Here is a 23776-nt window from a genome sequence, read left to right as displayed (position 1 = left end):
ATGGAAAGCGCGCGAAAACCCCGGAAATGGCGCAAAAAGGATGGCACGGAACCTGCGTAATGAAAGTAAACAGCAGTGAACCGTCCAACCCATCAGGAGCATTGTTTGAAGTACCTACATCGAAGAATCTGCACCACCGCCGGCCTGCTCGCGATCGCCGGCGCGACCCAGGCGGCGGGGCAAAGCAATGAAGACCTGCAACGCCAGATCGAGGAATTGAAGGCAGTCGTGAAGACCTTGCAGCAGCAAATCGGGGGACAGGGTACGGCCGCGCGGACACCGGTGGCGGCACCGGCGGAGGCGGGGCAATCGAGTGCCTCGGCCGAAAAGACTTTCATCGGACCGGAAGCCACGGCCAAGGCAGACCCCGGGGCGCCGTCCGCCAATACCGAAACCACGCCGGCCGCGCCGGAGGTCGCCACCAAGGCCGACATCGACGGCCTGCGCACCGACCTGGAAAACTACAAGTACGAGCAAAAGCGCAACCGCGAAACGAAGACCGCATTGACCACGCGCGGCACCACGATCGGCGGCAGCGTGCAGGCCCGCTACACGGCGCAGGACCCGGCCGTGCGCACGGGCAGCACGGCCACCTCAAGCGACCGCTCGTCGAGTTTCGACATCCCGCAAGCCACGCTGAACTTCGCCGGCAGCCTGTATCGCGACTATTCGGAAGGCCGCAACCTCGACTACCGCCTGGCCTTCGCCTATGCGAAGAACAGCCCGGCCACCGACGGCAGCCAGCTGAACGCCACCGACGCCTACATACGCTACAGTCCCCTGCCCACGCTGACGGGCCTGGAAGACCCGCGCCTGACGATCACGCTGGGCCAGCAGCAAATCCCCTTCGGCCTGGAAGCACAGATCGGCGAGGAGCTGCGGCCCGTGATCAACAACGCGCAATTCCTCGGCGGCCTCGGCGTCGGCACCCGGCAGATCGGCCTGATCGTGCGCGGCGACTACGACCCGTACGTGGACTACGGCTTCAACTACCGCGCCCCGCTGCTCGAGTATGCGTTCGGCGTCGTCAACGGCAGCGGCCCGAACAAGTCGGACGACAACAACCATAAGGATTACATCGCCCGCCTCGCCTTCACGCTGCCGGTCGATTACTACAGCCTGTTCCGCGAGCTGAAGTTCGGCGTGTCGGCCTACAAGGGCAAGAAGAACCTGGTCAATGGCACCAATGTCGTGGGCCTGGGCAAGCGCGACCGCTACGGCTTCGATATCTACTACAACCACGCGCCGTTCGGCATCACCTACGAGTATGCGGAAGGCCGCGACGGCGTGGCCAACAACGGCCCCGAGATCAAGTCGCGCGGCCAGTACCTGACCGCCTTTTACACCTGGGGCGAGCAGTGGGTGGCCAGCTCGCGGGCGCAGGCGAAGTACGACGACTACTGGCCCAAGTCCTACCAGCTGTTCGCCCGATACGACACGTTCGACCCGAACCGGGCGCTGGACAACGACAGGACCAAGGTCGGCGTCCTCGGCTTCAACCTGTTCTTCGCCGAGACCACCAAGTTCCAGGTCAACCTGAACCACTACGACTACCAGAACCCCGCCCAGCGCAGCTCGAACGAGTTGCTGGCCCAGTTCCAGTTCGGCTTCTGATCATCGAAACACAGGATATCGCCATGAAACTAGCAAGCTTCCGCACCGTCGCCGCCCTGCTGGCCGGCATTGCCACCGTCACGCTGGGCTTCACCGCGCCGGCAGCCCACGCACAGGACAAACCAAAGGTCATCCGCATCTCGTACTCCAGCGCCGGCACCGGCGGGCGGCCGCTGACGGGCGGCACGTCGATCGCCACCGCCCACCAGCAGGGTATCCTGGAGAAGGAATTCGCCAAGGATGGCATCAAGATCCAGTGGACCTTCAACCCCGGCGCGGGTCCCGCCACGAACGAACAGCTGGCCAACGGGCTGGCGGACTTCGCGCACCACGGCGACCTGCCCATCATCATCGGCCGCTCGACCGGCCTGCGCACGAAGATCCTGTTCTCGTACACGCGCTTCGGCCCGGCCTACATCACCGGCCCGATCGACTCGCCCGCCAAGTCGCTGGAAGACCTGAAGGGCAAGCGCCTGGCCGTGTTCAAGGGCACGGCCAGCCAGCTGGCGCTGGGCCGCATCCTGAAGAAGCATGGCCTGACCGAGCGTGACTTCAAGACGGTGAGCATGGACGGCGACACCCTGCGCGCGGCGATCGCCACCAAGGATGTCGATGGCGGCTTCATCGCCCCGTTCGACCTGGAGGCGCGCGGCGTCGGCAAGGTGATCTACTCGACCGGCCCCGACCCTGAGCTGACGTCGCAGGGCGTGTTCTGGGTCTCCGAGGAATTCGAGAAAAAATACCCGGACATCGTGCAACGCGTGGTCACCGCCCTGATCAAGGTCACGGCCTGGAGCTCGGAGGAGAAGAACCGCGAGGCGCAGTACAAGCTGTGGTCGAATTCCGGCACCAGCTACTACGAATACCAGAAGACCTTCGCCGACGTGCCGCTGAAATGGCGCCTGTCGCCGCTGCTGGACGAGTACTTCGTCGAGAACCTGAAGAAGTCGATCGTGCAGGCCAGGGAATTCAAGCTGATCCGCCGTGACGTGAGCGTCGACGGCTGGCTGGCGCCGAAGTACCTGAACACGGCGCTGAAGGAATTGAAGCTGGAAGGCTACTGGCCCGAATTCAATGCCGCCGGCAAGCCGAAGACCGCGCAGGTGGCGCAGAACTGACGGCATCATGACCACCGCCACCTCAATTGTCACCTCAGTTGCCACATTGGCCGCGACGCCCCTGCCGCAGCCCACGGTTACGCCAGCCGCCAACGCGAGTGCGGCGGAACCGGGCAGGCATGCCTTCGCGCCGGCCTTCAATGTCGCCGCCGGCCTGATCCTGCCGCTGCTGCTGCTCGGCCTGTGGCAATACGCCGTCGACCAGCGCTGGCTCGCCGAGCAGATCCTGCCCGCGCCGGCCCTCGTGTGGCAGTCGCTGGTCGAGCTGTGGGACAACGGCGACCTGACGTCGAACCTGGCCATCAGCCTCTCGCGGCTCGGCTGGAGCCTGGCCATCGGCGGCGGCGCCGGCTTCCTGCTGGGGATCGCGATGGGCATCTCGAACACGGTGAAGGCCTATGTGTACCCGAGCTTCCAGCTGGTGTCGCAATTCCCGGTGATCGGCTGGGTGCCGCTGCTGATCATCTTCGCCGGCATCGGCGAGGCGCTGAAGATCGCGGCCATCTCGATCGCCGTGGTGGTGCCGGTGGCCGTGAACACCTACCAGGGCATTCGCAACATTCCCCGCGCGCTGCTGGAAGTGGCGGCCGTGCACCGCTTCACGTTCTGGCAAAAAGTGCGGCGGCTGGTGCTGCCCGCGGCGTCCGCCGGAATCTTCCAGGGCTTGCGGCAGGGCGTGATGCAGGCGTGGCTGTCGCTGGTGTTCGTGGAACTGCTGGCATCGAGCGAAGGCATCGGCTACCTGATGGTGTGGGGCCGCCAGCTGCTGCAACTCGATATCGTGGTGGTCGGCATGATCGTCATCGGCGCCGTGGGCATCGTGCTCGATCGCCTGCTGGCCTGGGGCGAGGCGCGCTTGCAGGGCTGGCAGCGCCGGGCATATTGAGGAGAGTGCAATGAAAAACATCGATCCGCGCGGCTTCGTGCTGCCGCTGCTCTTCCTCGTCGCCTGGTATGTGGTGACGGCGCTGCAACTGGTGAACACCAGGTTGATCGTGCCGCCGGCCGCCGTCGTCGAGGCGGCCTGGAAGGTGATCGGCAGCGGCCAGTTGCTCACCGGCTTGCAAGCCAGCCTCTCGCGCGACCTCGCCGGCTTCGCGGCCGGCAGCGTGGGGGGCATCCTGTTCGGCGTCCTGCTCGGCGTATCGCGCTGGGCCGAGCGGCTGGTGGGCCCCACGTTCCACACGCTCAAGCAGATCTCGCTGTTCGCGTGGCTGCCGCTGCTGTCCACGTGGCTCGGTACCGGCGAGGCGGCCAAGATCCTGTTCATCGCGCTCTCCGCCTTCTATCCGGTGGCGCTCAATACCTTCGAGGGCGTGCGCAGTGTCACCCGTGCGCAGGTCGAGGTGGCACGCGTGCTGGGCTTCAACCGCTGGCAGCTGGCATGGCGGCTGATCCTGCCGGCCGCGTCGCCGCAGATCGCCACCGGCCTGCACCTGGCGCTGCTGTACGCCTGGCTGGCCACGATCGGCGCCGAATACCTGCTGGGCTCTTCCGCGCAAGGCATCGGCAACGTGGTCATCCGCGGCAAGGCCGCCTTCCACATCGAACTGATCATCGTCGGCATGCTGTTGATCGGCATCGTCGGCATGGTGCTGAACCGCCTGGCCACCCTGGCCGAAGCCCGCGTGCTGCACTGGCGCGGCCCGCGTCACTGACATAACGGAACCATGTCCACACTGACCATTGCCCTGCCTTCGACCGAGGCGCCGGCGCGCGGCCGGCTGCTGCGCTGGAACGACAGCCTGACGCGCTTCGCGCTGTCCTGGCCCTTTCCCCTCGCCGTGCTGCTGGCCTGGTACCTGGCCGCCGAATACGAGTGGCTGCCGCCGCAGATCCTGCCGCCGCCGGCGATGGTGGCCACCACTTTTGTTGAGCTGATGCAGACGGGCGAGCTGCCCGACAACCTGTGGATCAGCCTGTGGCGCGTGCTGGCCGGCTTCCTGGCCGGCGGCCTGGGCGGGCTCGCGCTGGGCGTGCTGATGGGGCTCTCGCCCACCGCGAAGGATTACCTGTATCCCACGTTCCGCCTGATCGCCCAGGTGCCGTCGATCGGCTGGCTGCCCTTGTTGATGATGCTCGTGGGGATCGGCGAGGCGCTGAAGATCATCCTGATCTCCAAGGCCGCTTTCGTGCCCATCGCGCTGAACACCTACAAGGGCTTGCAGGGCGTGTCGACCCGCTTCATCGAGGTGGCGCGCGTGTACCGCTTCACGCGCTGGCAGTTGCTTGCCAAGGTCGTGTTCCCCGCGGCGCTGCCGCAGATCTGGAACGGCATCCGCTACGGCCTCACGCATGCGTGGCTCGCGCTGGTGGCCGTGGAGCTGCTGGCTTCGTCCGAAGGGCTGGGCTTCATGATCGTCTACGGCCGCCAGCTGTACCAGCTCGACGTGGTGCTGGCCGCGGTGGTGGTCGTGGGCGCCATCGGCTTCACGCTCGACAAGCTGCTGGCGGTGATCGAACAACGCCTGCTGCGCTGGCGCCGCGACGGCTTTTGAAGGAAGACCATGACGACTTCGACCGAAATCGCCGACCTGCGCCGCATTGTGCGCGGCGCGACGCTGCCCGCGTTCCTGTTCGCCATCTGGTGGGCCGCGTTCCACTTCGAATGGACCGACACGGTGATGTTCGTGCCCATCGGGAAGGTGTGGGAGACGGCCGTGCGCCTCTCCGACAACGGCTACCTGTGGCGCTCGCTGGGCGCCTCGCTGGCGCGCGACCTGGCCGGCTTCGCGCTGGGCAGCACGATCGGCTTCGCCGCCGGCATCGCCCTCGGCCTGTCCCGGCTGCTGGAAAACCTGGTCGGTCCCACGCTGCACACGATCAAGCAGATCTCGCTGTTCGCCTGGATTCCGCTGATCTCCGTGTGGTTCGGCCTGGGCGACACGGCCAAGGTGGTGTTCCTGTCGCTGGCGGCGTTCTTCCCGGTGGTGCTGAACACCTTCGAAGGCATCCGCAGCGTGCCGCGCGAATTGATCGAGGTGGGCCGCGTATTCGCGCTCACGCCGCTGCAGATGCTGCGGCGCGTGGTGCTGCCGGCCGCGCTGCCGTCGATCTTCGCCGGCGTGCACCTGGCGCTGATCTACGCCTGGCTGGCCACGCTGGGCGCCGAATACCTGCTCACCTCGGGCATCGGCATCGGCAACCTGCTCACCGACGGCCGCGAACACCTGTGGATGGACCAGGTGTTGCTGGGCATCGTCGTCGTCGGCTTCGTCGGCTTCGCATTGAACCTGGTCGCCACCCGCATCGAAAGCCGGCTGCTGCGCTGGCGCGGCACATCGACCGGGCAGTACTGAACTTTTTGGGAGAACTCATGGCACACGCAGGCACGCTGGAAATCAGCAATCTGAGCAAGCAATACCGCGTCAAGGGCAATACCCTGCCGGTCCTCGACAATATCTCGCTGTCGATCCGGCCGGGGGAATTCATCAGCATCGTCGGCTCCAGCGGCTGCGGCAAGTCCACCTTGCTGCGGCTCGTGATCGGCCTGGAGAACGATTACCAGGGCGAGATCCTGCTGGACGGCAAACGCGTGGTCGGTACCAGCCTGGAGCGGGGCATCGTGTTCCAGGAACACCGGCTGTTCCCGTGGCTGACGGTGGAGCAGAACGTCGCCCTGGGCCTGCTGAACGCCGACCTGCCGGAGGCCGAAAAGCGCGCCTCCGTGCAGGAGCACATCGAACTGGTGGGCCTGAAGGGGTTCGAGACGGCGCACCCGTATCAACTCTCCGGCGGCATGTCGCAGCGCGTGGCGATTGCCCGCGCCCTCGTCAACCGCCCCGAGGTGCTGCTGCTGGACGAACCGTTCGGCGCCCTCGACGCCCTCACCCGCAATCACCTGCAGCAGGAATTGCAGCGCATCTGGGAACAGGAAGGCATCACTGCCATCCTCGTGACGCACGACGTGGACGAAGCCGTGTACCTGGGCGACCGCGTCGTGGTGATGGAACCGAGGCCGGGCCGCATCAAGCGCATCGTCGACGTGCCGCTGCCCCGCCCGCGCGACCGCGGCAGCTACGCCTTCGCCGCGATCAAGGACGATGTGCTGGCCGAGTTCTCCGACAAGCCGCGCCCCGAGCTGCTGGCCGGGCCGGAGCACGATTCCGTCGCCGAATGGCAGTTTTCCTGGTAACCCGAAAAGAAAGAGAGACATGTCCGATCCCTTCGAATTGCTCAAGGCCCGCTACGGCATCCAGCCCACCCCCAGCCTCGGCACGCTGAACCCCGTGCTGGAAACCCTGTTCGCGCACCGCTCGGTGCGCGCGTTCCGGCCCGACCCGCTGCCGGCCGATACGCTCGACGTGCTGGTGGCGGCGGCGCAGTCGGCGCCCAGTTCCTCCAACCTGCAAGTGTGGAGCGCCATCGCCGTGGAAGATGCCGGCCGCCGCGACCGCCTGGCCACGCTGGTCGGCAACCAGAAGCACGTGCGCGAGGCGCCGCTGTTCATCGCCTGGCTGGTCGACCTGTCGCGCCTGCAGCGCCTGGCGCAGGAGCGGGGCCGCCAGCTCGACGGGGCCGAATACCTGGATACGTTCCTGATGGGAGTGATCGATGCCGCGCTGGCGGCGCAGAACGCGGTCACGGCGGCCGAATCGCTGGGCCTGGGCACCGTGTACATCGGCGCGCTGCGCAACGAGCCGGAAGCGGTGGCGGCGGAACTGGGCATCGCACCGGGCAGCGGCGTCTATCCCGTGTTCGGCCTCGTCGTCGGCCAGCCGGACGAGACGCGGCCCGCCTCCGTGAAACCGCGACTGCCGCAATCGTCGGTGCTGTACCGCGAGCGCTATGCGCCGGCGCCGGTGGAGCAGGAAGTGGGCGGCTACGACGAGGCGATGCGCGCCTTCTATGCTTCGCAGGGCTTGCCCGTCACCACCTGGAGCGAGCATTCGCTGGCCCGGCTGAAGACGGCCGAGGACTTGAAGGGACGGCATCGCCTGAAGGAAGCCCTGGCAGGCCTGGGCTTCCCGCTGCGCTAGGCCGTCGATGTCATCGACCGCACTGACCGGAGACGCCCCGCCACGCCACTTTCTCACCGGGTTCATGTTGCTGGGGATACTGGCCGGCACGTCGAATGGCGTCGCCAAGGTGGTATTCCCCCTGTACGCCGCCGCCATGCAAGCCTCGCCCTGGCAGATCGGCCTGGTGGGCGGCCTGCAATTCGCAGGCATGCTGCTGCTGTCGCTGCCGCTCGGCGCATTGATCGACCGGCACGGCAGCCGGCCGCTGTTCCGCTTCGGTTGCATTGCCGGCATCGTGCTGTTCCTCGCCGGCTTCACCTTCGCGGCCACGCCATGGCAGCTGGTCGCGTGCGTGGTGCTGTTCGGCTTGGTGAACCCGTTTCGCATGGTGACCACGCAGACCGAATTCCTGCACCTGCTGCCGCGCATCGGCCCGGCGAAGGCCGGCTGGCAGCGCGCCTCGCACAGCGCCGGCATGTTCTTCCTGGGGCCGATGCTGGGCGCCTGGCTTGTCGGGCTGGCCGGCTATGCCGACACGTTCCGCGTGGTGGCGGCCGGGCTGTTCGTCACGCTGCTGATCGGCGAGCGCGTGATGTCGAGCGCGCCGGCCGGCCAGGGCGCCGACGCCACGCCCTTTATCGGCCGCGTGCTGGACCAGTTCCGTCTCATCGGCAGCCGCCCGGAATTGCGGCGCACGATGCTGGTGGAGTTCATCGGGCAGGTGGCGATGTCGTACTTCACCGTGTTCGTGATCCTCGTGGCGATGCGCCGCTTCGGCATGCCCGCGCAACAGGCCGCCGGACTGGTGACCTTGCAGGGCGCCGCCTTCGTGCTGACCTTGCTGGCGGCAGGCGCCATCGTGATGGGCTGGCGCGAGCGCACGCGCTACTGTATCGGTTTCACCCTGTTGCTGTGCGCCGAGCTGCTGCTGGCCAACCCGCTGCACCAGGGCGCGCTGTGGGCGGGCGCGCTGCTGCTGGGGCTTGGCCTGGGCATACAGCAACTGACGTGCGTGGCGCAGTTCGCCCGCCTGGCGCAGGAGCTGGGGCGCGGCCGCACCGGCGGCATGTTTTCGCTGGCCGGGCCGAGCGGCGCGCTGGCGGGCGCCGTGGCCGGCGGCTTGCTCAACCAGTACTTCGGCATGCTGGCCGGCTTCCACGTGCTGGCGGTGCTGTTCCTCGTGCAGCTGGGCCGCGCGTGGTTCGGCCCTGTGCGGGTTTGAGCACCCCGGCAACAGCGCGAGGGGTTGCCGCTGCTGCTTGCGCAGCAGCGGCGCCGCGATTTCCCGGCCTTGCCGTGGTATGGAACCTGCAATCCATCGGTGACCAACACAGTGAGGGCACCACATGAACCACGCAAGGCGCAACATCGTTACCCGTTCGTTGAAACTGATCGCCGGCGTCGCGCTGGCCGCCACCGCGGCCGGCGCGCTCGCCGCGGCACCGGCCGTGATCCGCGTCGGCGTCGCCACGCCGGCGCACGGCACGCCGCCCGGCTTCGGCGGCTCGTCGATCGCCATTGCCCACGCCACCGGCGCGATCGAGCAGGAATTCAAGCCGGACAACATCAAGGTCGAATGGTATTTCTTCAAGGGCGCCGGCCCGGCCGTCAATGAAGCGCTCAGCAACAGGCAGCTCGATTTCGCCTTCCAGGGCGACCTGCCGTCGATCATCGGCAAGGCGGCCGGCCTGAAGACGCGGCTGGTGCTGGCCACCGGCGTGCGCACGAATCTCTACCTCGCCGTGCCACCGGATTCGCCGATCCGGTCGGTAAAGGACTTGCGCGGCAAGCGCGTGGCGATCTTCAAGGGCACCAACGCGCAGCTGCCCATCAACCGGCTGCTGGCAGCGCATGGCCTGAGCGAAAGGGACCTGCGGGTGGTCAATCTCGACACGGCCACCGCGCAGGCGGCGCTGACGACGAAGGATATCGATGCTGTGTTCGGCAGCTACGACCTGATCAAGCTGCGCGACAAGGGCGTGGCGCGCATCGCCTACACGAGCAAGAACGATTCGGCCGTGTTCACGCGCCAGAGCCACATGCTCGTGACCGACGAATTCGCCGCGAAATATCCGGACGCGACGAAGCGCTTCGTGAAAGCGGTGGTGAAAACGGCGCGCTGGAGTTCCGACGACGCCAACCGCGAGGAAGTGTTCCGCCTGTGGGCGCGCCCCGGCACGGCGAAGATCGAGCACTGGCGCGAGGATTACGAGGGCCAGCCGCTGCGCGTGCGCCTGAGCCCCCTGTTCGACCCGTTCCTGACGGAACGCTACAGGGATGCGGTGGAACATGCGTACCAGTTCCGGCTGATCCGCCGCAAGTTCGACGTGGACCCGTGGATCGACCGCAGCTTCCTGAACGCGGCGCTGAAGGAATTGAAGCTCGAAGGCTACTGGCCGGCCAACCCCGTGGGCACCGTGCGCTCGACCAGCAATCACCCGGCGCCAGCACCGGTGCCGGGCAGTTCCGGGAGATCTTAACGGGCAACATTCAATTCCGCCGATCTACGCCGATCCGCGGTCAATTGTGCCAATTCCGCCACCATGCGGGCAAGCTCGCGAATAAATACCGGCAGTTACTTGTCTTCCGATACCGCCGTGCTAACGTGGAACGACTGTCCCGTCATTCCTTCCGGAGGAGCTTGCCATGAATGCCTTGCGTTGCCTGTTCGGATGTACGTTGCTGGTATCGATCGCCGCGAGCGCGGCGCCGCAGGTCGACGTGGTCGCGAAAGGGCTGGCCAATCCGCGCGGCCTGGCGTTCGCGCCCGATGGCGCGCTGTACGTGGCCGAGGCGGGCAAGGGCGGCGACGGCGCCTGCGCGGTGCTGAGCGACGGGCAAACGGCCTGTTATGGCGAGACGGGAGCCGTCGTGCGCATCGATGTCAGTGGCGGCAAGGACCCGGTGCGGGTGCTGGACGGATTGCCGTCGCTGGCGGCGCAAGGCGGTTTCGGCGCGGCCGGTCCGCAGGCGGTGGCGTTCGCCACCACGGGCGAAGGCAAGGTGGCCCTCGGCCTGGCTTCGCAGCCGGAGACGCGTGAAGGCCTCGGCCCCAAGGCCCATTTGCTGGCGCGGGTGCTGTCGATACCGCGCGTTCGCGGCGGGCAGTTGCCGGTGTCACGCGACAAGGCCGCGGCGAGCGCGCCGGCCGCCGGCGTGACCGGGCAGGCTGCCCAGCGCGCTCAAAAGAAACCCTTCGATCTCGCCTTTTACGAAGCGGCGGAGGATCCAGCCGGCGATGGCGTCGACAGCAATCCGGTCGGCCTGCTGGCGCTGGGCCGGGAGTTCCTGGCCGTGGACGCCGGCGGCAACTCCTTGCTGAAGGTGGACCCGCGGCATGCAATCTCGACCCTGGCCACCTTCGGCCCGCGCGACGTGCCGGCCCCGCCCTTCCTCGGCCTGCCGCCAGGCGCCACGATCCCCATGCAGGCCGTGCCCACGTCGGTGGCGCGCGGCCCCGATGGCGCGCTGTATGTGGGCCAGTTGACGGGGTTCCCGTTCCCGGTCGGCGAGGCAAATGTCTACCGGGTGCCGGCCGACGGCGGCGAACCCGAAGTCTTCGCCAGCGGCTTCACGAACATCATCAGCCTGGCCTTCGATGCGGCCGGCCGGCTGTACGTGCTCCAGATCGGCAACGGTTTTGCCGGCCCTGGCGGCCCGCCGTTGCAATCGCCGGGCCGGCTGATCCGCGTGGAAATGGCCGGCACGCGCACCATCGTCTACGAAAACCTGTTCTACCCGGGTGGCGTGGCGATCGGGCCCGATGGCGCGGCGTATGTGACGAACAACAGCATCGTGCCGGGGCCGATTCCCGAAGCGTTCCCGGATGGCGGGCAGGTGCTGCGCATCAGCCTGGACTGAGGTCAGTCGCGGTCGGGTGCCCCCGGAGGGAAGATGTGCCGGTAAGGCCGCCCGGCATCGACGGCGCGGGCGAACGACGGGCGCGCCAGCAACCTTGCCCGGTAGGCCTTCGCATGCTCGTAGCGTTCGGGGATCGGGTGCACCCAGTCGGCATAGAACAGCGATGGCGCGGCCGCGCAGTCGGCCAGCGTGAACGCCTCCCCGGCGGCCCAGTGCCGCCCGGCCATGTGCCCGTCCAGCCAGGCATAGGAGCGGTCCAGCAGCGAGCGTGCATCGGCCACGCCGCGCGCATCGCGTTCTTCAAGCGGGCGGATGAAGTCGTACACGATGCGATGCATCGGGGTCATCACGTAGTTGTCGAAGAAGCGGTCGAGGAAGCGCACCTCGAGTGCGCGGTCGCCGTCTTCCGGCAGCAGCGGGGGCGCGTCGCCGCGATAGCGTTCCAGGTACTCGATGATGATGCTCGCTTCCACCAGGTCGCGCGGGCCGTCGGTAAGCAGCGGCATGTGGCGGATGGGCCAGCGGCGGGCGAACTCCTCTTCCGCAGCCGCGTCGCCGTCGTTGATCGGGCGCAGCGTGTACGGCAGGCCGTGTTCGTGCAGCGCCACGATCACTTTCTGGCAGTAGGACGAGAACGGGTGGGCATACAGGGTCAGTTCCATGGCCGCCTCACAGGAAGAGCTTGGCCAGCTGGTCCAGGTGGGCGGCGGTGCCGTGCTCGCGCGAGGGCACGCCCCGGTCGGCCGTGGTGCCGTCCAGGAAAGCCACCTGCTCGTGGAAGCGCTGCAAGGTGCCGGCACCGTCGGGCAGGAATTCCACCGAGGCCAGCGAAGCGGAGTGGTGGGCGCCGTCCAGGTGCATGTCGTAGATGTAGACCAGCCGGGCGGCGGGCACGATGTGGTGGAAGCGCGCCGTGAAGCGGGTTTCCATCTCTTTCGCGCCGGTAAAGCGGCCATGCAGGATTTCGATGCCGCCTTCGCGCGCATCCAGTTCACGGTGGTGCAATTGCCAGCCCGGCGGTCCGTCGAACCAGCGCGCCTTCAGCGCGGGATCGGTCCAGGCGGCGAACACGCGGTCGGGCGGCACGGGGTAGCGCCGTTCGATGACGAAGGAACCATGGAAAATCGGTTGCATCAGGTCTTCCTTTCCTTGCTGTGGTTGGAGTTCCAGTGTCCCGAATCAGAGATTCGTTGAATAAATTCGACGAAATCGCCCCGATGCTGCGTTGAAAATGCCCGAAAGGCGCCCAGCCTTACCGGGCATTTCCGCCTTGCCTCGAGACGATTTCGTCAAATTTATTGCTCAACGAACTTCTGATTCAGGACACTGGGCGAGCAGTTCGCCGAGCCGGTCGAAATGCGTTTCCCATTGCTGGCGGCGCTGGCTCAGCCACCCTTCGGCCAGGCCGATCATGGCCGGGTCGAGCGTGCAGGTGCGCACCCTGCCCGTCTTTTGCGTCGTCACGAGGCCGCTCTGTTCCAGCGCCTGCACGTGCTGCACCACGGCCGCCAGCGACATGGCCAGCGGCGCGGCCAGCTCGCTCACGCTGGCGCTGCCGCGCGACAGGCGTAGCACGATCGCGCGGCGCGCGGGTTCGGCCAGGGCGCGGAAGACGGCATCGAGTCTTGGGTCATCGTTAAGCATGGACTTGAGTATCCGCCCGCTCATACAGATAGTCAAGTAAACGCTTTAGTGTTTGGTGTGTGTACCGATACAACGTTGATGGACGAACAAGCGGCTGTTATGCTGAAAGATCCCCTATTGCCGGAGTCCATCATGCATGAAGTTGTCAGCGTTCCCCATATCGTTCCGCTGAACGATATCCTCCCCGACGAACCCCTGCTGATGATGGGCGCGGGCCCGGTACCGATCCCGCAAAGCGTGGCCACGGCAAACTCGATCGTCATCAACCACCTGGGCGAAACGATGAACCGCGTGATCGCCCAGGTGAAGGACATGGGGCGCTACGTGTTCCAGACCAATTCGCGCTACGTGCTCGGCGTGGGCGGGCCCGGCTCGGCCGCGATGGAGATGGCGATCGCCAACCTGGTGCACCCGGGCGACAAGGTGCTGTGCATCTGCAACGGCTATTTCAGCCGCCGCATGGCCGAGATGGCGGCCCGCGTGCGCGGCGAAGTCACGATCCTGGAGGCGGGCAGCAACGAAGGCGCCAGCGTGGAAGCGGTCGAGCGCGAACTGCGGGGCAAGCGCTATGACGCCGTCACGCTGGTGCAGGGGGAAACGTCGAACACGGTGTGCAACGGCAAGCTGGCCGAGATTTCGCGGCTGGCGCGCGAGCATGGCGCGCTGGTGATCGTGGACGCCGTGTGCACGCTCTCCACGATGCCGCTGGAAATGGATAACTGGCAGATCGATGCCGTGATCACGGGCGGGCAGAAAGGCCTGTCGTCGATTCCCGGCGTGTCGCTGCTGGCGTTTTCCGAGCGGGCCTGGGCGAAGAAGATCTTCACCCGCAGCGACCAGCCGTTCCACTGGGTGCTGGACGCGAACCTGGCGGACAAGTTCTGGAACCAGAAGTCCTACCACTACACGGCGCCCGTTTCGGGCATCCTGGCGTTGCACGAGGCGCTGCGCCTCGTGTGCAACGAAACGCTGCCGAAGCGCTTCGAGCGCCACCTGCACTGTTCCGAGGCGCTGCAGGCGGGCATCGAGGGCATGGGCCTGGAGCTGCTGGTGAAAAAGGAGCACCGGCTCAATTCCGTGGTGGGGATCGTGGTGCCGCAGGGTGTGCAGGCGGCCGAAGTGCTGGCGCACATGTCGGGCGTGCACCGCGTGGAGATTTCCGGGGCATTCGGGCTGAACATCGTGCGTATCGGCCAGATGGGCGAGCAAAGCCGCGCGCACAACCTGTTCCGCACGCTGCACGCGCTGGGTTCGAGCATGCAGGCGGCCGGCGCGCAGCTCAACCTGCCGGCCGGCATGGCCGAGCTGGAACGCTCGCTGTCGCGTTGAGCGCCGGCGGATCAGGCGTGCTTAAGAGCGCCTAACAAAACCCCCATGGCTGCGTTGCAGCGTCTCGCCGTACAGGTGTACTGTCTTCGACGCCGCGCCTTGCCCTGCGGGTTTTGTTACGCGCTCCAAGCCTTGAGCGGCATTAGGCTTTATCATTGTCCCGTTGATATGAGCGAGGACGATCGAAAGTGACGTCACTGTACAAGTTCGCGGCGGCGGGTCTGCTGGCCGCCTTCCTGCCACTGGCGCATGGCGCCGGCCCCGTCGTGGTCACCGACCACGTGCGCAGCGAACTGGTGGCGCATGCGCCCGAGGGCATCCAGCCCGGCAAGACGCTGTGGCTGGGCCTGGCCATCGATCACCAGCCGCACTGGCACACGTACTGGAAGAATCCGGGTGATTCCGGGCTGGCCACCACACTGGCGTGGAAACTGCCCGCCGGCTTTACCGCCGGCGAGATCGCCTGGCCGACACCGAAGAAATTGCCGCTCGGCCCGCTGACCAACTACGGTTATGAAAACAGGGTGCTGCTGCCGGTGCCCGTGCAGGTGCCCGCGACGTTTACGGGCGGCGACCTGAAGATCGGCCTGCATGCCGAATGGCTGGTCTGCAAGGAAGTGTGCCTGCCCGAGGCGGGCGACTTCGAACTGACCGTTCCCGCCAACGCGTCCACCTCGGCCCATGGCGCCCTGTTCGATGCGACGCGCGCCGCCACGCCGGTGGCGCAGGAAGGCACTACCGCCACCGCGCGCGTCGATGGCCATGCGCTGGCGATCGAGGTGCACGGCCTGCCTGCGAAGCCGCAGGGCGAGGTGCAGTACTTCGCCGAGGATGTCGGCGTGATCGACTACGCCGCGAAGACCGAGCAGCGCTGGGCGGACGGCGTCCTGCACATCAAAGTACCGCTGTCGCCGCAGCGCAGCGAAAGCCCGTCGGTGATGAAGGCCGTGCTGGTGGCGCCGGGGCAGCCGGCCGGCTGGACGGTGTCGATCCCCGTCGAGGGGGACTGGCCGGCGCTCGGCAGTACACCTTCCGCGCCGGCGCCCGTGCCGGCTGCCCCCGCGGTACCTGCTCCCGCTCCGGATACCTCGTTCGCCCTGACGCTGCTGTTCGCCTTCCTCGGCGGCGCCCTGCTGAACCTGATGCCCTGCGTGTTCCCCGTGCTGTCGCTGAAGGTCTTCCACCTCGTGCAGCACAAGGAAGAGCGCGCCCGCGCCGTGGCCGGCGGCATCGCCTACACGGCCGGCGCCGTGCTGTCGTTCGTCGCGCTGGCCGGACTGCTGCTGGCGCTGCGCGCCGGCGGCGCGGAACTGGGCTGGGGCTTCCAGCTGCAATCGCCCGTCTTCGTCGGCGTGCTGGCCGCGCTGTTCACGCTCATCGGCCTGAACCTGGCTGGCGTGTTCCAATTCGGCGGCGTGCTGCCGGGTTCCCTGGCCGGCTACCGGGCCAGGCATCCGGTCGTCGACGACGCGCTCAGCGGTGTGCTGGCCGTGGCCGTGGCATCGCCCTGCACCGCGCCGTTCATGGGCGCCGCACTGGGCGTGGCGCTCACGGAACCGGCGCCGCAGGCACTGGCCATCTTCGCCGTGCTGGGCCTGGGCATGGCCGCGCCCTACCTTGCCGTGGCACTGGTGCCGGCGCTCGGCCGGCTGCTGCCCCGCCCCGGCGCGTGGATGGCCCGCTTCAAGGTGCTGATGGCCTTCCCCATGTTCGCTACCGTCGTGTGGCTGCTGTGGGTGCTGGGCCAGCAGACGAGCATCGACGCGATGGCCGGCATGGCGGCCTCCCTCGTCGCGCTGGCTTTCGCCTGCTGGACGATCGGCACGCCCGTCGCCTCGCGGGGCACCCGCGCCGCGTTAGCGACGGCCGGGCTGGTGGTGCTGGCCGGCGCGGTGTACTCCGTGTGGCCGCTGCTGAAGGCGGAGCCGGCCCAGGCAAGCGCGCAGGCTTCCGGCGATTGGGCGCCGTGGTCGGCCGAGGCCGTGAGCCAGGCGCGCGCCGCCGGCAAGCCCGTCTTCATCGACTTCACGGCCGCCTGGTGCATCACGTGCCAGTTCAACAAGCGCACGGTGCTGAACGATGCGCAACTGCTGAAGGATTTCGGCGCGAAGGACGTGGTCCTGCTGCGCGCCGACTGGACCCGCCGCGACCCCGCCATTACCCAGCAGCTGGCGCAGCTGGGGCGCAGCGGCGTGCCCGTGTACGTGTTGTACGGACCGAAGGACGGCCAGCCACAAGTGCTGTCCGAGGTGCTGACTGTGGAGCAGGTGCGGACGGCATTGGGCAGGATCTGACCTGCATGGTGATGTGATCGACTGAACGAGGAAACGCGATGAAGAAGATGACGACGGCAGCAATCCTGGTCACCGGCCTGATGGCCACCGGACTCGCGGCGGCGCAAGCCACCGTGGGCCAGCCCGCCCCCGCCTTCACGGGGGTGGACACGAGCGGGAAGCAGGTTTCGCTCGACAGCTACAAAGGCAAGTACGTGGTGCTGGAATGGGTCAACCCCGACTGCCCGTTCGTGAAGAAGCACTACGACAGCGGCAACATGCCGGCCACGCAAAAGCACGCGGCGGCGAAGGACGTGGTGTGGCTGTCCGTCAGCACCAGCGGCAACGCGACCAGGGACCCGAAGTTGGCCGCCTCGCTGAACAGCTGGACGAAGGAAAAGAACGCCGTGCCCACCGCGCTCGTGCTGGACGACGGCAAGATCGGCCGCGCCTACGGCGCCAGGACCACGCCGCACATGTACCTGATCGACCCGGCCGGCAAGATCGTGTACGCCGGCGCCATCGACAGCAAGCCGAGCTCGAACGCCGCCGATATTCCCACCTCCACCAACTACGTGATCCAGGCGATCGACGAAGTCTCGGCCGGCAAGGCCGTCAGCAAGCCGATCACGCAGCCGTATGGCTGCTCCGTCAAGTACGCCAGCTGAACCTACTGCCGAGCCCGTGTCACGGTGCCTCGTATGATGATCCCGTCGGATCTTTGGCAAAATTACCGCTGAAGGAAACGGCCAGGCAGAGTGATGTCGATGGTGTCTAAGGCCAAGAGCCTGTGGGTCAGATTGGCGCCTCTGCCTGTTTTTCATTGTTAAGTCCGGACGGTATCTTAGGCTTCGAGCCTGCATACGAGGGTGGTCAACAAATGAATTTCGTAGGCACGCCAGTAGTAGGAATTGATGTCAGCAAAAGCAAACTGGATATAGCGTTGCTGAAGAATGGGAAGCTCAAGAGCAAAGTGCTTCCGAACAACAGGGACGGTTACGCAGAGCTGATAAAGTGGTTGAAGAATCAGGATGTTACGCTCGATGCGGTCCATATTTGCATGGAATCGACAGGCGTGTACAGCGAGCCTGTTGCCCTGGCATTGAGCGACATGGGCATGAAGGTCAGCGTCGTCAATCCTGCCAGCATCAAAGGATTTGGCCAGAGTCTAATCATCCGAAACAAAAACGACAAAGCTGATGCAGCTCTCATTGCGCGATACTGCGCAGCGATGAGCCCAGCGCTTTGGCAGGCCCCTTCGCACGAGCAGCGGCAATTGAGGGCTTGGAACGAGCATCTGGCATCGTTGAAAGACATTCGACAGCAACAGGCCAATCGTATCGAAGCACTTGAGTTTGCAAACCAGACCGAGGTGGCAGCTCACGCCAAGACGCACTTGGATTGGCTGGACAAACAAATCAAGCAGCTGGAGAACGATATCGATGATCACATCGATCGGCATCCGGATCTCCGGCACGATGCTGAGCTGATTGAGTCGATCCCAGGCCTTGGCCGCGGGACCGCGGCCAAGGTACTTGGTCGTGTGGGGAACCTGCGGCGCTTCGGCAGCGCCAAGGAACTGGCGGCCTACATTGGGGTGACGCCACGCCAGAGGCAATCAGGCAGCTCGGTGAGGGGTAGGACTACCATTACCAGAATGGGCTGTCGCGACCTGCGGGCAGCCCTATACATGCCAGCACTTACAGCGATCAGAAAGAACCCGCTGTTAAGGGAATTTGCAAACCGGCTGCAGTCAACAGGCATGGCTAAGATGGCTGTCATCGCTGCCGTCATGCGCAAGCTCGTGCACCAGATGTACGGCGTCGTCCGCTCAGGAAAGCCATTTGACCCGAATCACATGGGCAAAAGGCTTGCGGGTGAACACGGTATCTGACCCCATGACACGAGCTCATCCATCTATCCATTGCTGTTCGTCCCTTACGCTGCCCCATGATCGGGTCAGGCCGATCGGGCGGGCTTACGATCGAATTGTTGAGGTCGTGTCACGGGGTCAGGCACCGTGACACGGGCTCGGCCATTGCCCCTGCGGCAAAAACTGGCATCCCACCCCAAGCTCGTGCATAATACCGTCCTGTCCTATATCTTATATAAGACTTGATCGGCAAGCAGGCCTGCCCGGCTACCGGTACCCGACTTCGGGCACAGCGAAACAGCGGCGATGCGAGCCCCTGCGATGTGCCGACTGGGTTATGATTTGGCGCTGTCCGTAGCGCCGCCCGGGGAGTGAAGGTGATGGAGGACTGGCGTTGACGCGCCGACCAGGCAGGCGATTTTTCAGTATCAGGAACCCCACGAATTCCGAGGAATAGCGCATGAGCAATGATCCGACCATTATCTACACGTTGACCGACGAGGCGCCCCTGTTGGCGACCCACGCATTCCTGCCGGTCGTCAGGACTTTCACCAAGCCCGCCGGCATCCGCGTCGACGAAGCCGATATTTCCGTGGCCGCGCGTATCCTCGCGAACTTCCCGGAATACCTGACGGAAGAGCAGCGCGTGCCCGACGTGCTGTCCGAGCTGGGCAAGAAGACGCTGGAGCCGGACGCGAACATCATCAAGCTGCCGAACATCAGCGCCTCGGTGGCGCAGCTGCAGGCCGCCATCAAGGAACTGCAGGGCAAGGGCTACAAGATCCCCGACTACCCGTCCGACCCGAAGACCGACGAAGAAAAAGCCATCAAGGCCCGCTACGGCAAGTGCATCGGTTCCGCCGTGAACCCGGTGCTGCGCGAAGGTAACTCCGACCGCCGCGCGCCGCGCGCCGTGAAGGAATACGCACGCAAGAACCCGCACTCGATGGCCGAGTGGTCGCAGGCATCGCGCACCCACGTGTCGCACATGACGCATGGCGACTTCTACCACGGCGAAAAGTCGATGACGCTGGACCGCGCGCGCGACGTGAAGATGGAACTGATCACCAAGTCCGGCCAGACCATCGTGCTGAAACCGAAGGTCTCGCTGCAGGAAGGCGAGATCATCGACTCCATGTTCATGAGCCGCAAGGCCCTGCTGGAGTTCTATGAAAAGCAGATCGAGGATGCCAAGAACACCGGCGTGATGTTCTCGCTGCACGTGAAGGCCACGATGATGAAGGTGTCGCACCCGATCGTGTTCGGCCACTGCGTGCGCATGTTCTACAAGGAAGCGTTCGAGAAGCATGGCGCCCTGTTCGACAGCCTGGGCATCAACGTCAACAACGGCATGGCTGACCTGTACAACAAGATCGCCACGCTGCCGGCCTCCCAGCGCGAAGAAGTCGAGCGCGACCTGCACGCCTGCCAGGAAAACCGTCCGCCGCTGGCGATGGTCGACTCGGCCAAGGGCATCACCAACTTCCACTCGCCGAACGACGTGATCGTCGATGCGTCGATGCCGGCAATGATCCGCGCCGGCGGCAAGATGTACGGCGCCGATGGCCGCCTGAAGGAAGTGAAGGCCGTGATTCCGGAATCCACCTTCGCCCGCATCTACCAGGAGATCATCAACTTCTGCAAATGGCATGGCGCCTTCGATCCGCGCACGATGGGCACCGTGCCCAACGTGGGCCTGATGGCCCAGCAAGCCGAGGAATACGGCTCGCACGACAAGACGTTCGAAGTGCCGGAAGATGGCGTGGCCAACATCACCGACCTGGCAACGGGCGAAGTGCTGCTCACGCAGAACGTGGAACAGGGCGACATCTGGCGCATGTGCCAGGTGAAGGACGCGCCGATCCGCGACTGGGTCAAGCTGGCCGTCACCCGCGCGCGCAACTCCGGCATGCCGGCCGTGTTCTGGCTGGACCCGTACCGCCCGCACGAGAATGAGCTGATCAAGAAGGTCAACACCTACCTGAAGGATCACGACACGACGGGCCTGGACATCCAGATCATGTCGCAGGTGCGCGCGATGCGCTACACGCTGGAGCGCGTGATCCGCGGCCTGGACACGATCTCCGTCACCGGCAATATCCTGCGCGACTACCTGACCGACCTGTTCCCGATCATGGAACTGGGCACGTCGGCGAAGATGCTGTCGATCGTTCCGCTGATGGCCGGCGGCGGCATGTACGAAACGGGCGCCGGCGGTTCGGCACCGAAGCACGTGCAGCAGCTGGTCGAGGAAAACCACCTGCGCTGGGATTCGCTGGGCGAGTTCCTGGCCCTGGCGGTGAGCCTGGAAGACCTGGGCATCAAGACGGGCAGCGCCAAGGCCAAGCTGCTGGCCAAGACGCTGGACGCGGCCACCGGCAAGCTGCTGGACAACCGCAAGTCGCCGTCGCCGAAGACCGGTGAGCTGGACAACCGCGGCTCGCAGTTCTACCTGTCGCTGTACTGGGCGCAGGAACTGGCGAACCAGACGGAAGACGCCGAACTGGCCGCCAAGTTCGCGCCGCTGGCCAAGGCGCTGGGCGAGAACGAGCAGAAGATCGTTGCCGAGCTGCTGGAAATCCAGGGCAAGCCGGTCGACATCGGCGGCTACTACAAGCCGGAAGATGCCAAGGTGAAGGCCGTGATGCGCCCGAGCGCCACGTTCAACCAGGCACTGGAAGTGCTGCAGGGCTGATAGTTGTTTGGCTCCAGATGAAAACGGCCGGTTGCGCGAGCAACCGGCCGTTTTTTCTTTGCCAGTGGTCGACCTTGGCGCAATCGGCAGCGCCAGCGCCTCGGTGCCGGACACCGGCTTCATGGTGTCCGACACCGGTTTTCGCGTGAAGCAGCCGACTCCGGCAAGGAAACCGGTGTCTGACACTATTTCCGCAGGAAATAGTGTCAGACACCGAACGTTCAGCGCCGCGGACTCGAGGCGCGCTTCCCGGAGCGCCAGCGGGCCAGGCCGAGGACCCCCAACCCACCCACCAGCAGCAAGCCCGTCGCCGGTTCCGGCACCGGGGAAACGCCGACGGCGACGTCCGTCATCCCCGCCAGGTGGCCATCGCCCAGCGTGGCGATGCGGAACCCCGTGAAGTACTCGCCGGCGCCGGTCGCCTGGAAGCCCTGGAACGTCAGGCCCGTCACCCCGTCGGCCAGCGTCACGCCGCCGAAGGTGTAGGTGGCCTGGTTGGTCGTGAGGGTGATATCCACCACCCTCGCAGCCCCCGGAACATCGCCTTCGGACACCGCGGCATCGAAGCCGAACAGCGTGTAGCCCGTGGCGATCGTGCCCGCCAGGCCGCTGAAGTAGTTATTGGACATCAGCGTGCGCAGCGTGCCGATGCCGAAGTCCGTGCCCGCGCCCACGGTCAGGTTCTGGTCCGACGCGTACGTGACGCCGCCGCGGGTGAACGGGTCGCCCGGCAGATGGAAGCCGGCGCCGAAGTCGTCGAAGTTGCTGTTGTAGGCAATGGTGCCGAGCGCGTTGAACGCGTCGCGATCGCCGATGACAACGACATCGGCCAATGCGCTGGCGGCAGTGGTGGCGAGCACCGTGGCCGCGGCCAGTTGAATGAGCTTGCTCTTCATGTCATCCCTCTTTTTTATTTACGCACCAGCGACCATTGCTGGCTGGCGCCGCCATGCAGCGGGTATTGCAGGACCGGCGCATTGTCCGCCGTGCTGCCGCCGCTCACCTCGGCCATCAGGCCGTTGATCTTGTTCTGGATCGTGTGCTTGCCGCTGGCGGCATTGGCGAAGCGCCACTTCTGGCCGTCGCCACCCCAGTACGACCACTGCGCCACCTTGGCACCCGGCGACATCGACACTTCCCAGTCATCCATGGCCAACAGGCTGTGCTCGCTGATCACGCTGTAGTCGCCGTTGCCGTGGCCGACCACGTACCAGTACTGGTTCTTCAGGTTGGCGAACGTCTTTTGCTGCACCATGGCGCCCGGCTGGGTGGCGCGCAGCGTCGCGGTGTCCGCCACGGTCATTGCCTTGCCGCTCGCGCCGTTCAGGAAGGTGTAACGGCCGTCGCTGACACCGTCGCAGCCTTCCTCGAAGCTGTCGAAATCGCGCGTGAGCTGCGGCCAGTCGATGTCGGTGCCGCGGTCGGCATACGTCATCTTCATGATCTGCAGCTTCGCGAAGCCGTTGTCCGCGGTGTCGTAGTAATGCGTGGAGACGAAGTTGCAGCCACCCTGCTTCAGCACGCCCACGTGGCCCGGGCCCTTGTGGCGGCCGTCGATATTGGCGAGGATGGTGCGCGGTTCCGAGTATGGGCCGTCCACGCTGGTGGCGCGCTGCACTTCCACGTAGTACGTGCTGTCGCTGCCCTTGCAGCAGGCGCCGCGGTTGGTGAACAGGTAGTAGTAATCGCCATTGCGGGTGATGTACGGCGCCTCGATGTCGCGGCGGGCATTGGTGCCGCCGGCGATCTTGGTCACATAGTTGGCCAGCTTGCCGGTGGACTGGTTGATCTCTGCCACGCCGATGCCGCCGAAGAAGGAGCCGAAGCTCATGTACACGCGGCCGTCGTGGTCGCGGAACAGGGCCGGGTCGATCGCGTTGATCTCGGCATTGCCCTTGTTGAACGATTCCACGACGATGCCCAGGTCCGTCCACACGGGATTCTTCAGCGAGGGGCTGCGCGCCACGCCGATCGCCGAGTTGGTGGTGCCCCATTGCGATACCGAGTAATAGATGTAGTACGCGCCATTCATCTGGATCACGTCCGGCGCCCAGTACGAGGAACCGTTGGCCTTGAAGTTCGGGATCTTCCGTTCCACCCAGGCCGGGTTGGTGGCGAACACGGGAGCGGGGCCGCCCTGCCAGGTCTTCAGGTCCTTCGACGTGGAATACCAGATTCCCGTGCCGGTCGTGAAATTGAAATAGGTGTCGCCATCCTTCGTGATCGTGCCCGGGTCGTGCGCATTCTGCAGCCCGGCCAGTTCGATCGCGCCGCCCGATGCGGCGCCGCATGCCAGCATTACCGCCGCTACCAGTTTTTTCAGCATTGTCTTCCTCCGTGTTGTTGTGACTTCGTAGTGTTGAATCGGTCCGGGTGCGACGGATGTGCGAACGCACCCTGCGCCGCTC

General features: G+C 65.7%; 21 protein-coding genes. 16 read left to right on the top strand and 5 right to left on the bottom strand.

Annotated features, from left to right (window positions below; all coding sequences use genetic code 11):
- Positions 1 to 105 precede the first annotated feature (105 nt).
- The 11 genes from V6Z91_RS07945 (at position 106) to V6Z91_RS07895 (ending at position 11554) form a co-directional block, all read left to right on the top strand.
- Entirely contained in the window at positions 106 to 1614 is a 1509-nt protein-coding gene (locus V6Z91_RS07945) for a hypothetical protein (RefSeq protein ID WP_338768877.1), read from the top strand.
- Between the two features lie 23 nt (positions 1615 to 1637).
- A complete protein-coding gene (locus tag V6Z91_RS07940) occupies positions 1638 to 2732 on the top strand; it encodes an ABC transporter substrate-binding protein (RefSeq protein ID WP_338768875.1) in 1095 nt (364 codons plus the stop codon).
- A 7-nt stretch (positions 2733 to 2739) separates the two neighbouring features.
- Positions 2740 to 3618: an ABC transporter permease gene (locus V6Z91_RS07935; protein WP_338768873.1), complete on the top strand. Its 879-nt coding sequence runs from the start codon at positions 2740 to 2742 to the stop codon at positions 3616 to 3618.
- A gap of 10 nt (positions 3619 to 3628) precedes the next feature.
- Entirely contained in the window at positions 3629 to 4390 is a 762-nt protein-coding gene (locus tag V6Z91_RS07930) for an ABC transporter permease (protein WP_338768871.1), read from the top strand.
- A 12-nt stretch (positions 4391 to 4402) separates the two neighbouring features.
- On the top strand, positions 4403 to 5230 hold the full coding sequence (locus tag V6Z91_RS07925) for an ABC transporter permease (protein WP_338768869.1): 828 nt from the start codon (positions 4403 to 4405) through the stop codon (positions 5228 to 5230).
- A gap of 9 nt (positions 5231 to 5239) precedes the next feature.
- The gene (locus V6Z91_RS07920; protein ID WP_338768866.1) at positions 5240 to 6031 is read left to right on the top strand and encodes an ABC transporter permease; all 792 of its coding nucleotides are present in this window, start codon (positions 5240 to 5242) and stop codon (positions 6029 to 6031) included.
- 17 nt (positions 6032 to 6048) lie between these two features.
- Positions 6049 to 6867 (top strand): ABC transporter ATP-binding protein, encoded by an 819-nt coding sequence (locus V6Z91_RS07915; protein ID WP_338768864.1) that lies wholly within the window; start codon positions 6049 to 6051, stop codon positions 6865 to 6867.
- Between the two features lie 19 nt (positions 6868 to 6886).
- A complete protein-coding gene (locus tag V6Z91_RS07910) occupies positions 6887 to 7711 on the top strand; it encodes an NADPH-dependent oxidoreductase (protein ID WP_338768861.1) in 825 nt (274 codons plus the stop codon).
- Positions 7712 to 7718: 7 nt separating this feature from the next.
- A complete protein-coding gene (locus V6Z91_RS07905; RefSeq protein WP_338768858.1) occupies positions 7719 to 8915 on the top strand; it encodes an MFS transporter in 1197 nt (398 codons plus the stop codon).
- A 124-nt stretch (positions 8916 to 9039) separates the two neighbouring features.
- The gene (locus tag V6Z91_RS07900; RefSeq protein ID WP_338768855.1) at positions 9040 to 10173 is read left to right on the top strand and encodes an ABC transporter substrate-binding protein; all 1134 of its coding nucleotides are present in this window, start codon (positions 9040 to 9042) and stop codon (positions 10171 to 10173) included.
- A 166-nt stretch (positions 10174 to 10339) separates the two neighbouring features.
- Positions 10340 to 11554, top strand: coding sequence for a ScyD/ScyE family protein (locus tag V6Z91_RS07895; RefSeq protein ID WP_338768853.1), 1215 nt, complete (start codon positions 10340 to 10342; stop codon positions 11552 to 11554).
- A gap of 2 nt (positions 11555 to 11556) precedes the next feature.
- Here the strand turns inward: V6Z91_RS07895 and V6Z91_RS07890 are convergent, their stop codons facing one another.
- From V6Z91_RS07890 to V6Z91_RS07880, 3 genes are all read right to left on the bottom strand, one after another.
- A complete protein-coding gene (locus V6Z91_RS07890; protein ID WP_338768850.1) occupies positions 11557 to 12216 on the bottom strand; it encodes a glutathione S-transferase family protein in 660 nt (219 codons plus the stop codon).
- Between the two features lie 7 nt (positions 12217 to 12223).
- The gene (locus V6Z91_RS07885; protein ID WP_338768847.1) at positions 12224 to 12688 is read right to left on the bottom strand and encodes an SRPBCC family protein; all 465 of its coding nucleotides are present in this window, start codon (positions 12686 to 12688) and stop codon (positions 12224 to 12226) included.
- Between the two features lie 168 nt (positions 12689 to 12856).
- Complete coding sequence (locus V6Z91_RS07880; protein WP_338768844.1) at positions 12857 to 13198, bottom strand: metalloregulator ArsR/SmtB family transcription factor; 342 nt, start codon at positions 13196 to 13198, stop codon at positions 12857 to 12859.
- Positions 13199 to 13330: 132 nt separating this feature from the next.
- On the opposite strand from V6Z91_RS07880, the gene V6Z91_RS07875 reads away from it, so the two are divergent.
- The 5 genes from V6Z91_RS07875 (at position 13331) to V6Z91_RS07855 (ending at position 21368) form a co-directional block, all read left to right on the top strand.
- Positions 13331 to 14527 (top strand): alanine--glyoxylate aminotransferase family protein, encoded by a 1197-nt coding sequence (locus V6Z91_RS07875; protein ID WP_338768841.1) that lies wholly within the window; start codon positions 13331 to 13333, stop codon positions 14525 to 14527.
- Between the two features lie 188 nt (positions 14528 to 14715).
- Entirely contained in the window at positions 14716 to 16821 is a 2106-nt protein-coding gene (locus tag V6Z91_RS07870; protein WP_338768838.1) for a thioredoxin family protein, read from the top strand.
- Between the two features lie 38 nt (positions 16822 to 16859).
- Positions 16860 to 17468, top strand: a complete 609-nt coding sequence (locus V6Z91_RS07865; protein ID WP_338768835.1) for a redoxin domain-containing protein — start codon at positions 16860 to 16862, stop codon at positions 17466 to 17468.
- Positions 17469 to 17680: 212 nt separating this feature from the next.
- Positions 17681 to 18694 (top strand): IS110 family transposase, encoded by a 1014-nt coding sequence (locus tag V6Z91_RS07860; RefSeq protein ID WP_338761801.1) that lies wholly within the window; start codon positions 17681 to 17683, stop codon positions 18692 to 18694.
- Between the two features lie 439 nt (positions 18695 to 19133).
- Positions 19134 to 21368, top strand: coding sequence for an NADP-dependent isocitrate dehydrogenase (locus tag V6Z91_RS07855; RefSeq protein WP_338768832.1), 2235 nt, complete (start codon positions 19134 to 19136; stop codon positions 21366 to 21368).
- Between the two features lie 221 nt (positions 21369 to 21589).
- Here the strand turns inward: V6Z91_RS07855 and V6Z91_RS07850 are convergent, their stop codons facing one another.
- Positions 21590 to 22264, bottom strand: coding sequence for a PEP-CTERM sorting domain-containing protein (locus tag V6Z91_RS07850; protein ID WP_338768830.1), 675 nt, complete (start codon positions 22262 to 22264; stop codon positions 21590 to 21592).
- Positions 22265 to 22278: 14 nt separating this feature from the next.
- Entirely contained in the window at positions 22279 to 23694 is a 1416-nt protein-coding gene (locus V6Z91_RS07845) for a family 43 glycosylhydrolase (RefSeq protein ID WP_338768828.1), read from the bottom strand.
- Between the last annotated feature and the right edge of the window lie 82 nt (positions 23695 to 23776).

Origin of the sequence: Massilia sp. METH4 (assembly GCF_037094685.1) — a bacterium.
Lineage (GTDB): Bacteria > Pseudomonadota > Gammaproteobacteria > Burkholderiales > Burkholderiaceae_D > Rugamonas.
This window is presented reverse-complemented; position numbering and strand designations above follow the sequence as displayed.

Excerpts from the sequence above, each read along its gene's own strand:
- V6Z91_RS07940 (WP_338768875.1), top strand. The coding sequence starts at position 1,638 with ATGAAACTAGCAAGCTTCCGCACCGTCGCCGCCCTGCTGGCCGGCATT.
- V6Z91_RS07935 (WP_338768873.1), top strand. The coding sequence starts at position 2,740 with ATGACCACCGCCACCTCAATTGTCACCTCAGTTGCCACATTGGCCGCG.
- V6Z91_RS07930 (WP_338768871.1), top strand. The coding sequence starts at position 3,629 with ATGAAAAACATCGATCCGCGCGGCTTCGTGCTGCCGCTGCTCTTCCTC.
- V6Z91_RS07925 (WP_338768869.1), top strand. The coding sequence starts at position 4,403 with ATGTCCACACTGACCATTGCCCTGCCTTCGACCGAGGCGCCGGCGCGC.
- V6Z91_RS07920 (WP_338768866.1), top strand. The coding sequence starts at position 5,240 with ATGACGACTTCGACCGAAATCGCCGACCTGCGCCGCATTGTGCGCGGC.
- V6Z91_RS07915 (WP_338768864.1), top strand. The coding sequence starts at position 6,049 with ATGGCACACGCAGGCACGCTGGAAATCAGCAATCTGAGCAAGCAATAC.
- V6Z91_RS07910 (WP_338768861.1), top strand. The coding sequence starts at position 6,887 with ATGTCCGATCCCTTCGAATTGCTCAAGGCCCGCTACGGCATCCAGCCC.
- V6Z91_RS07905 (WP_338768858.1), top strand. The coding sequence starts at position 7,719 with ATGTCATCGACCGCACTGACCGGAGACGCCCCGCCACGCCACTTTCTC.
- V6Z91_RS07900 (WP_338768855.1), top strand. The coding sequence starts at position 9,040 with ATGAACCACGCAAGGCGCAACATCGTTACCCGTTCGTTGAAACTGATC.
- V6Z91_RS07895 (WP_338768853.1), top strand. The coding sequence starts at position 10,340 with ATGAATGCCTTGCGTTGCCTGTTCGGATGTACGTTGCTGGTATCGATC.
- V6Z91_RS07890 (WP_338768850.1), bottom strand. The coding sequence starts at position 12,216 with ATGGAACTGACCCTGTATGCCCACCCGTTCTCGTCCTACTGCCAGAAA.
- V6Z91_RS07885 (WP_338768847.1), bottom strand. The coding sequence starts at position 12,688 with ATGCAACCGATTTTCCATGGTTCCTTCGTCATCGAACGGCGCTACCCC.
- V6Z91_RS07880 (WP_338768844.1), bottom strand. The coding sequence starts at position 13,198 with ATGCTTAACGATGACCCAAGACTCGATGCCGTCTTCCGCGCCCTGGCC.
- V6Z91_RS07875 (WP_338768841.1), top strand. The coding sequence starts at position 13,331 with ATGCATGAAGTTGTCAGCGTTCCCCATATCGTTCCGCTGAACGATATC.
- V6Z91_RS07865 (WP_338768835.1), top strand. The coding sequence starts at position 16,860 with ATGAAGAAGATGACGACGGCAGCAATCCTGGTCACCGGCCTGATGGCC.
- V6Z91_RS07860 (WP_338761801.1), top strand. The coding sequence starts at position 17,681 with ATGAATTTCGTAGGCACGCCAGTAGTAGGAATTGATGTCAGCAAAAGC.
- V6Z91_RS07855 (WP_338768832.1), top strand. The coding sequence starts at position 19,134 with ATGAGCAATGATCCGACCATTATCTACACGTTGACCGACGAGGCGCCC.
- V6Z91_RS07850 (WP_338768830.1), bottom strand. The coding sequence starts at position 22,264 with ATGAAGAGCAAGCTCATTCAACTGGCCGCGGCCACGGTGCTCGCCACC.
- V6Z91_RS07845 (WP_338768828.1), bottom strand. The coding sequence starts at position 23,694 with ATGCTGAAAAAACTGGTAGCGGCGGTAATGCTGGCATGCGGCGCCGCA.